The organism is Dongia sp. (genome assembly GCF_041905885.1).
Classification (GTDB): domain Bacteria; phylum Pseudomonadota; class Alphaproteobacteria; order Dongiales; family Dongiaceae; genus Dongia.
Genome location: NZ_JAYRKD010000033.1, coordinates 64,539 through 71,190, shown reverse-complemented (window position 1 = coordinate 71,190; position 6,652 = coordinate 64,539). Strand labels below are relative to the sequence as shown.

The window sequence follows — 6,652 nt, the reverse complement described above, 5'->3', positions numbered from 1 at the left end:
GTTCACAGGAACGACGGCCGGGGATCCAAGCTCACCCACGGCCTTCAAGACCAAGGGCCTATCGGTCTCCCGCCCGCCACCGCCGCTGCGACTATAATCGCTGCCGCGAGTCGGAGAGATACAAGGGTCTTGACGTTGCGTGAGACGGTACAAGCGTGAACGTATTCACGCTGGATTTGCCGAGATGATCACGATCACGTAGGCCATCTCTTCTTCGTCGGTGATCGAGATGTCGATCTGCGGGACCATGCCGGGCGGGGTGATGGCTTTCAGGCGCTCGAGCGCGCCGCCGGTCAGGGCCATGGTCGGCTTGCCGCTCGGCAGATTCACCACACCCATGTCTTTCCAGAAGATGCCGGCGCGGAAGCCGGTGCCGAGCGCCTTGGAACAGGCCTCTTTCGCCGCATAGCGTTTCGCATAGGAGGCGGCGCGGTTGGCGCGGCGGTCGGACTTCGCCTGCTCGACCGGCGTGAAAATGCGCTGGATGAACTTGTCGCCGAAACGCTCGATGGTCTTCTCGATGCGCCGGATGTCGATGATGTCGTTGCCGATGCCGATGATCACTAAAGTTTCGCTCCCAAACGGATAGACCCGTCGACCCCTCACCCCGGCCCTCTCCCGCAAGGGGAGAGGGGGATCTTTCTACCAGCGATGATGCACGAGCGGGCGGATGTCCGAATCGTAGATCTGGCGGACCGCGGCCATCTGCTCCGGGGTGAGCGCTTGCAGGTCGCCGGCTGCCGCGTTGCTTTCCGCCTGCGCCACGTTCTTGGCGCCGGGGATCGCGACGGTGACGGCGTCGTGCATCAGGATCCAGCGCAACGCCCAGGCCGCCATCGTGGCGCCACCCGGAACCAGCGGGCGCAGCTTCTCCACCGCCGCAAGGCCGATGTCATAGGGCACGCCGGAGAAAGTCTCGCCGACGTCGAAGGCCTCGCCGTGGATGTTGTAGTTGCGGTGATCGTCCTGGCCGAATTTGGTGTCGGGCTTCATCTTGCCGGTCAAGAGACCGCTGGCCAAAGGCACGCGGGCGATGATGGCGACGTTCTTTTTCTTCGCGAGGTCGAACAGTTTGTCGATCGGCTTCTGCCGGAGCATGTTGAAGATGATCTGGATGCTGACGATCGGATAGTCCATCGCCTTCACCGCCTCGTCCACGTCCTGGACGCTGACGCCGTAGTATTTGAGCTTGCCGGCCTGGACCAGCTTCTCCAGCCCGTCGAACAAAGCGGCGTTGGAATAGACCGGGGTCGGCGGGCAATGCAGCTGCAGCACGTCGAGCGCATCGACCTCGAGATTCTTCAGCGACTGCTCGACGAAGCCGGTGATCGCCGGGACCGTGTAGCCTTCGGCGACATGGGGGCTGAGCTTGCGGCCGGCCTTGGTGGCGACGACGATGTCCTTCTTGCCGCCGCGGCTCTTGAGCACCCTGGCGATCAGCTTCTCGGAACGGCCCATGCCGTAGACATCGGCGGTGTCGATGAAGTTGACACCCTTGTCGAGCGCGGCATTGAGCGCCGCCTCGGCGTCACGGTCCGAGACCGCGCCCCAATCGGCGCCGATCGCCCAGGCGCCAAAGCCTATCGGGTTGACCTGCCAACCGGTGCGGCTGAAGGGGCGTGGGTGCATCTTTGAAACTCCCTGACAGTCATTGTGGGGCACCCCCACCCCAACCCTCCCCCGAAGCCGGGGGAGGGAGAAGACGGGCGGCTCCCCCAAAGATGGGGGAGGGAAAGAAATGCCCTGCGCAGCGCGAAAAGAAAAGCCCTCCACGCCGACGCATGTCGGCCTTCGCCGACGGACTTCGGGGGAGGGTTGGGTGGGGGTGCCCCAAACTCTGCCTTTCAGCGCGAACTCAGCCCCGGGCGCGTTCGACCGAGTTGATGTTGGGGGTGGCGCGCAGCGCGGCGATGATGTTGGTGAGGTGCTTCACGTCCTTCACCTCGACGTCGATCAGGATCTCGAAGAAGTCGGTCGAGCGGTTGACGATCTTCAGGTTCATGATGTTGCCGTTGTTCTTGCCGATCACCGTCGTCAAGGAGCCGAGCGAACCCAATTGATTCGCGATCACCACGTTGAGGCGGCCGGTGTGGAAGCTGTCGTCGCCGTCGTTGTCCTTTTCCCAGGAGACGTCGATCCAGCGTTCCGGCGTGTCGGCGAAGCCTTCCAGGGTCTCGCAATCGATGGTGTGGATGGTGACTCCCTTCCCGGTGGTCACGATGCCGACGATGCGGTCGCCGGGCAAAGGGTGGCAGCAGCCGGCGAAATGCACCGCCATGCCGGGGATCAAGCCGCGGATCGGCAGCGCGAAGGCGCCGCCCTTGGACTTCTGGCTCTTCCGGCCGATCGGGATGACCTTCTCGGCCGGCGCGGCCGGCGTGCGCGAGCCGGGGAAGACCGCGACCATCACTTCGCGCGCCGCCACCAGGCCTTCGCCGACCTGCGCGACCAGGTCGTCGGCATCTTCGGCCTTGTATTTCTTCAGGACGCCGTCGAGCGCCTTGTCGGAATATTCGTAGCCGCCGTGCTGGAATTCCTTCGACAGCAGCGCCCTGCCGAGCTCGACATACTGGTTGCGCTGCTGGGTGCGGATGAAGCGGCGGATACAGGCGCGGGCCTTGCCGGTGACGACGAAGCGCTCCCAGGTCGGCGACGGCGTCTGCGCCCGCGAGGTCACGATCTCGACCTGGTCGCCGTTGGTGAGCACGGTGCGGAGCGGCACGATGCGGCCGTTGATCTTGGCGCCGACGCAGCGGTCGCCGATCTCCGAGTGGACCGCATAGGCGAAATCGACCGGGCAGGCGCCGCGCGGCAAGGCGATGAGATCGCCCTTGGGCGAGAAGCAGAACACCTGGTCCTGGAACATCTCGAGCTTGGTATGCTCCAAGAACTCTTCCGGTCCGGAGGCATGCTCCAGGATGTCCAGGAGCTCGCGCAGCCAGCGATACTGCCTTCCGTCGATCTTCTCGGTGCCCTGCTTGTAGGCCCAATGGGCGGCGACGCCCATCTCGGCGACCTCGTGCATCTGGCGGGTGCGGATCTGCACCTCGATGCGCAAGCGATGCGGGCCGATGATGCCGGTATGCAGCGACTGGTAGTCGTTCGGCTTCGGCGTCGAGATGAAATCCTTGAAGCGGCCCGGGATCATCGAATAGCTGCTGTGCAGCACGCCCAGGGCCTGGTAGCAGGTCGGCACGTCCTCAACCATGACCCGGAAGGCCATGATGTCGGAGAGCTGCTCGAACTCGACCTGCTTCTTCTGCATCTTGCGCCAGATCGAGTAAGGCGTCTTCTCGCGGCCCGACACGGTGCAGGCGACGCCCTGCTCCTTCAGCACCTTCTCGAGCTCGGCCACGACCTTGTTGCTGAGGTCGGTGCCCTGCTCGCGCAGGAACTGCAGGCGCTGGGTGATCGACTGGTAGGCGTCGGGATTGACCTCGGCGAAGGCGAGGTTCTCGAGCTCGTCCTTCAGCTGGTGCATGCCCATGCGCTCGGCGAGCGGCGCATAGATCTCCATGGTCTCGACTGCGATGCGGCGGCGCTTCTCCGGTTGCTTGATGAAGTGGAGCGTCTGCATGTTGTGCAGGCGGTCGGCCAGTTTCACCAGCAGCACGCGGATGTCGTTCGACATCGCCAGCACCAGCTTGCGGAAGTTCTCCGCATGCTTGGTGTTGTCGGACTGCAGCTCCAGGCGCGAGAGCTTGGTGACGCCGTCGACCAAGCGGCCGATCTCGGCGCCGAACAGCTCCTCGATCTCCTCCAGCGTCGCCTCGGTGTCCTCGACGGTGTCGTGGAGCAGGCCGGTGACGATCGAGGCGGTGTCGAGCTTCAGGCGGGTCAGGATCTCGGCGACGCCGAGCGGATGGGAGAAATAGGGATCGCCACTGGCACGCGACTGCGAGCCGTGCGCCTTCATCGAGAAAACATAGGCGCGGTTGAGGGTGTCCTCATCCGCGCCTGGATCGTAGGCTTTGACTCGTTCGACCAGCTCGAACTGACGGATCATCGACACTTCAGCACCAAACTCCCGAGAGGCGGTCTCCTCCGCCTCATGTGCGTTATCCGCGTCCTGCTGCGAAACGCCGAGAGCTTGATCCGCCGCACGCCTCGATCGCCAATTCCCTCCAGTGATCGATCCGCTTACAAGCGATCCCAGTGCCTCGCCGAACCGGCGAAGCCCGCGAGGCCTGCGCCCCGCTTCGTCCCGCTCAGTCCTCTGTGCCCTCGGCCTCGGCGGCATCTTCGAATTCGCCGTCGATCGCCATGTCGGCGTCCTCGGCGTCCTCTTCGGAGATCTGGGCCTGCTGCATCTCGGCCAGCATGTCCTCGCCGGCGCCGACCCCGAAGCCCTGGCCTTCCTCTTCCGGCTCGTCGTTCTCGACATGCTTCTGCAGACCGGTCACGACCGATTCAGAGAGCGAGGCGATGTTGACGGTCTCGTCCGCGATCTCGCGCAAGGCGACGACCGGGTTCTTATCGTTGTCGCGCTCGAGGGTCAGCTGCGCACCGGCGGAAATCTCCCGCGCGCGCTGCGCCGCGACCATCACCAAGTCGAAGCGGTTGGGAACCTTCATGACGCAATCTTCAACTGTAACGCGTGCCATTCGAGACAATCTCCAAGAACGAAGCCAAGTTGTTGTAACGAATATATTGTTTATGAACGCGCGAGTCCAGTTGCGCGGGCGGGATCAGGCCATGCAACACGCGCAAGGCGCCGGATTCAAGGGCTGAGGCGGCGGATCCGCTGCCCTTCCGGCAATGATTCCAACAATTCAGCCGGGGTAAGGCCGCTGACCGGGTGGCGCCAGTGGGGTGCGATGTCGCGCAGCGGCAGCAGCACGAAGGCGCGATCGGCGAGACGCGGATGTGGCAGCAGGGGCGAATCCGGCCCTTGGCGCAAAGTCCCGCGGTGGTCCAGCAGGTCGAGATCCAGCACCCGGGCCTCGTTGCGGATGTTGCGGACCCGGCCGAAGGCATTTTCAACCGAATGCAGCAAGGCGAGGGTCGCGACGGCGTCGCGATCGGTTGCGACCTCGACGACGGCGTTGAGGTACCAGGGCTGATCGGAAACCGGCACGGGTTCTGATTCGTAGAAGGGCGAGCGCGCGACCACGGCGAGACCCTGGGCTTCCAGCGCGGCGATCGCCGCTTCAAGCGTCGCGCGCGGCGTGCCGTGTTCGGGGCTCGGCAGGTTGGCGCCGAGGCCGATATAGACGCCCGCCTTGGTCATAACGAACCCGTCTCGATGGTGCCAAAATCGCAGTTGAAATGCCGGACCGGCGTGATTTTACTAGACGCACGCTGCTCATAAGCAGCGGCTGATACTTAAAGCGATTTCCTGGGAAGGACAATTCATATGACGACGCGTTTTTATCCGGAGGAGCGCGTGGCGCTCTTCATCGACGGCGCCAATCTGCATGCCGCGGCCCGGGCGCTCGGCTTCGACATCGACTACAAGCGGCTGCTGAAATACTTCCAGGAGCAATGCCGGCTGATCCGCGCCTTCTATTACACGGCGCTGATCGAGGACCAGGAGTACTCGCCGCTGCGCCCGCTGGTGGACTGGCTGGACTATAACGGCTTCACCATGGTGACCAAGCCGACCAAGGAATTCACCGACGCCATGGGCCGGCGCAAGATCAAGGGCAACATGGACATCGAGCTGGCGATCGACGTGCTCGACATGTCGGCGCATCTCGACCATGTGGTGCTGTTCTCCGGCGACGGCGATTTCCGCCGGCTGGTCGAGGCGGTGCAGCGCCGCGGCGTGCGGGTCTCGGTGGTCTCGACGGTAAAATCGCAGCCGCCGATGGTGGCGGACGAATTGCGCCGGCAGGCCGATGTGTTCGTCGAGCTCACGGAGCTCATGCCGGAAATCGCCCGGCAGCATGCGGCAAAGCCCCAAGGCAATGACGCGAGGAGCCCGGCCCCGGAGCCCGCCGAGGAGCGTGGCGCTTAAGCCCCGTGTCTTCGCCCGCCGGGATTCCGACCCCCAGTCTCGATTGCCCGCTCTGCCCGCGGCTGAAGGAGTTCCGCGACGCCAACCGCGCGGCTTTGCCGGACTACTTCAACGCGCCGGTGCCCTGCTTCGGGCCGCATGACGCGAAGCTGCTGATCGTCGGCCTCGCACCGGGACTGCACGGCGCCAACCGCACCGGGCGGCCCTTCACCGGCGACTGGGCCGGCGATCTGCTGTTCGCGACCTTGCTGAAGCTGGGGCTGGCCACCGGGACTTATGAGGAGCGGCCGGACGACACGCTGCAGCTGGTGAACTGCCGGATCGTGAACTCGGTGCGCTGCGTGCCGCCGCAGAACAAGCCGCTGCCGGTCGAGATCACCACCTGCAACCAGTTCCTCAAACCCGAGATCCTGGCCTCGGATGCGAAGGTGATGCTGGCCTTGGGTGCCATCGCCCATGACGCGGCGCTGAAGGCGCTGGGCGAGAAGAAGAGCCGGTTCAAGTTCGCCCATGCGGCGACGCATGTGCTGAATTGCGGCGTCACCCTGGTCGATAGCTATCATTGCTCGCGCTACAACACCAATACCGGCGTGCTGACGCCGGCGATGTTCGAGAACGCGATCGGGATCGCGAAGCGGGCGGCGGGGATTTAGGGCACCGAGTGTGGGGCACCCCCTCCCAGCCTCCCCCGAA

At 64.4% G+C, this 6,652-nt stretch carries 7 protein-coding genes; 2 read left to right on the top strand and 5 right to left on the bottom strand.

Annotated features, from left to right (window positions below; genetic code table 11):
• Positions 1 to 165: 165 nt before the first annotated feature.
• The 5 genes from acpS to folK form a co-directional block, all read right to left on the bottom strand.
• Positions 166 to 564 (bottom strand): holo-ACP synthase, encoded by a 399-nt coding sequence (gene acpS / locus ACH2CY_RS24530; RefSeq protein ID WP_395022417.1) that lies wholly within the window; start codon positions 562 to 564, stop codon positions 166 to 168.
• 78 nt (positions 565 to 642) lie between these two features.
• Positions 643 to 1,629 (bottom strand): aldo/keto reductase, encoded by a 987-nt coding sequence (locus ACH2CY_RS24525; RefSeq protein ID WP_395022416.1) that lies wholly within the window; start codon positions 1,627 to 1,629, stop codon positions 643 to 645.
• 226 nt (positions 1,630 to 1,855) lie between these two features.
• Positions 1,856 to 4,006: a RelA/SpoT family protein gene (locus ACH2CY_RS24520; protein ID WP_395022419.1), complete on the bottom strand. Its 2,151-nt coding sequence runs from the start codon at positions 4,004 to 4,006 to the stop codon at positions 1,856 to 1,858.
• Between the two features lie 202 nt (positions 4,007 to 4,208).
• Entirely contained in the window at positions 4,209 to 4,604 is a 396-nt protein-coding gene (gene rpoZ, locus ACH2CY_RS24515) for a DNA-directed RNA polymerase subunit omega (RefSeq protein ID WP_395022415.1), read from the bottom strand.
• A gap of 116 nt (positions 4,605 to 4,720) precedes the next feature.
• Positions 4,721 to 5,230 (bottom strand): 2-amino-4-hydroxy-6-hydroxymethyldihydropteridine diphosphokinase, encoded by a 510-nt coding sequence (gene folK / locus ACH2CY_RS24510; protein WP_395022414.1) that lies wholly within the window; start codon positions 5,228 to 5,230, stop codon positions 4,721 to 4,723.
• Between the two features lie 126 nt (positions 5,231 to 5,356).
• Here folK and ACH2CY_RS24505 point away from each other — a divergent pair, with 126 nt between their 5' ends.
• Together ACH2CY_RS24505 and ACH2CY_RS24500 are read left to right on the top strand one after the other, a co-directional pair.
• Positions 5,357 to 5,959 carry an NYN domain-containing protein gene (locus ACH2CY_RS24505; protein ID WP_395022413.1) on the top strand — a complete coding sequence of 201 codons (603 nt, stop codon included), beginning with the start codon at positions 5,357 to 5,359 and terminating at the stop codon, positions 5,957 to 5,959.
• A gap of 5 nt (positions 5,960 to 5,964) precedes the next feature.
• Positions 5,965 to 6,612 carry a uracil-DNA glycosylase gene (locus ACH2CY_RS24500; RefSeq protein ID WP_395022412.1) on the top strand — a complete coding sequence of 216 codons (648 nt, stop codon included), beginning with the start codon at positions 5,965 to 5,967 and terminating at the stop codon, positions 6,610 to 6,612.
• Positions 6,613 to 6,652 lie beyond the last annotated feature (40 nt).

Excerpts from the sequence above, each read along its gene's own strand:
- ACH2CY_RS24525 (WP_395022416.1), bottom strand. The coding sequence starts at position 1,629 with ATGCACCCACGCCCCTTCAGCCGCACCGGTTGGCAGGTCAACCCGATA.
- ACH2CY_RS24520 (WP_395022419.1), bottom strand. The coding sequence starts at position 4,006 with ATGATCCGTCAGTTCGAGCTGGTCGAACGAGTCAAAGCCTACGATCCA.
- rpoZ (WP_395022415.1), bottom strand. The coding sequence starts at position 4,604 with ATGGCACGCGTTACAGTTGAAGATTGCGTCATGAAGGTTCCCAACCGC.
- folK (WP_395022414.1), bottom strand. The coding sequence starts at position 5,230 with ATGACCAAGGCGGGCGTCTATATCGGCCTCGGCGCCAACCTGCCGAGC.
- ACH2CY_RS24505 (WP_395022413.1), top strand. The coding sequence starts at position 5,357 with ATGACGACGCGTTTTTATCCGGAGGAGCGCGTGGCGCTCTTCATCGAC.